General features: G+C 77.4%; 1 pseudogene. It reads right to left on the bottom strand.

Going from position 1 to position 1104, the window contains the following annotated elements:
- Positions 1 to 1104 (bottom strand): annotated as a pseudogene (locus tag B4M60_RS03985) (DNA polymerase III subunit gamma/tau); the annotation flags it as partial.

The following is a 1104-nucleotide window of genomic DNA, read 5'->3' as shown; positions in this document are numbered from 1 at the left end:
ACGGCGTCCGTCGGCTCCGCGGCCTGCGCGGGCTGCGCCGGGGCCTCGTCGGGTGCGGGGGCCGGCGCGCGCCACGGATCCTCGTCGGCCGCGGGCGAAGGCGAAGGCCCGGTCTCCGTCGCAACCGCCTCGGTCGCCACGGCCTCTGGTGCACTCGGGGCGGAGGGTTCGGGCTGCGGCGGCGTCGCCGTCTGCGCCGCGGAGGGCTCGAGCGGCACAGCGGGGGCCACCGGCTCGGGCGGCCCAGCGGGAGCTTCCGACGCGGCAGGACCGGGCACGGCAGAGACCGGCGCCGACTGGCCCGCCGCCAGCTGCTGCGCCACGGACTCGCCGGGCACGGCCGGCTCGGCGGCGGCGGCCGGCACGGGTCGCGCCGGGTCGGCCTTCTGCCCGGCCGGCTGCCCTGCGGCCTCGGTCTCCTGCCGCTGGGACCGGCGCACGAACTTCGCGCGCGCCTCGGCCTGACCCGCCGGCTGCGGCGCGGGACCGCCGGCCGGGCCGGGGCGGACCTCGTCGTCGTCGTACGTCGAGTCTCCCCCCGGCCCGGCGACACCACCGCTCGGCCCCACCGTCGCGGCGGCGGGTCGCGCGGTCCCCGACTCCAGCGACTCGATGCGCTGCAGGAGCGCGGCCACGGAGTCGTCGGCCGACGGCAGGAGCAGCTTGGCGCAGAGGATCTCCAGCAACAGCCGCGGCGAGGTGGCCCCGCGCATCGACCCCATGCCCTCGTGCACCATGTCCGCGCAGCGAGCGAGGGTCGCGGGCCCGATGTTCTCGGCCTGCCGCCGCATGGTCTCGGCCTGCTCCACCGGGGCGTCGACGAGCCCGCGCTCGATGGCCTGCGGCACGGACTGCACCATGATGAGGTCGCGCAGCCGCTGCAGCAGGTCCGCCGCGAAGCGCCGCGGGTCGTGCCCGGCCTCCACCACCTTGTCCACGGTCCGGAACAGCGTGGCGCCGTCGGAGGCCGCGAGCGCGTCCACCGTGTCGTCGATCAGCGCGACCTCGGTCGCCCCCAGCAGGCTGACCGCGCGCGGGTAGGTGATGCCGTCCTCCCCGGCCCCGGCCATGAGCTGGTCCAGGACCTGTCTCTTATACACATCT

Origin of the sequence: Dietzia sp. UBA5065, from assembly GCA_002415925.1 — a bacterium.
GTDB lineage: Bacteria > Actinomycetota > Actinomycetes > Mycobacteriales > Mycobacteriaceae > Dietzia.
This window is presented reverse-complemented; position numbering and strand designations above follow the sequence as displayed.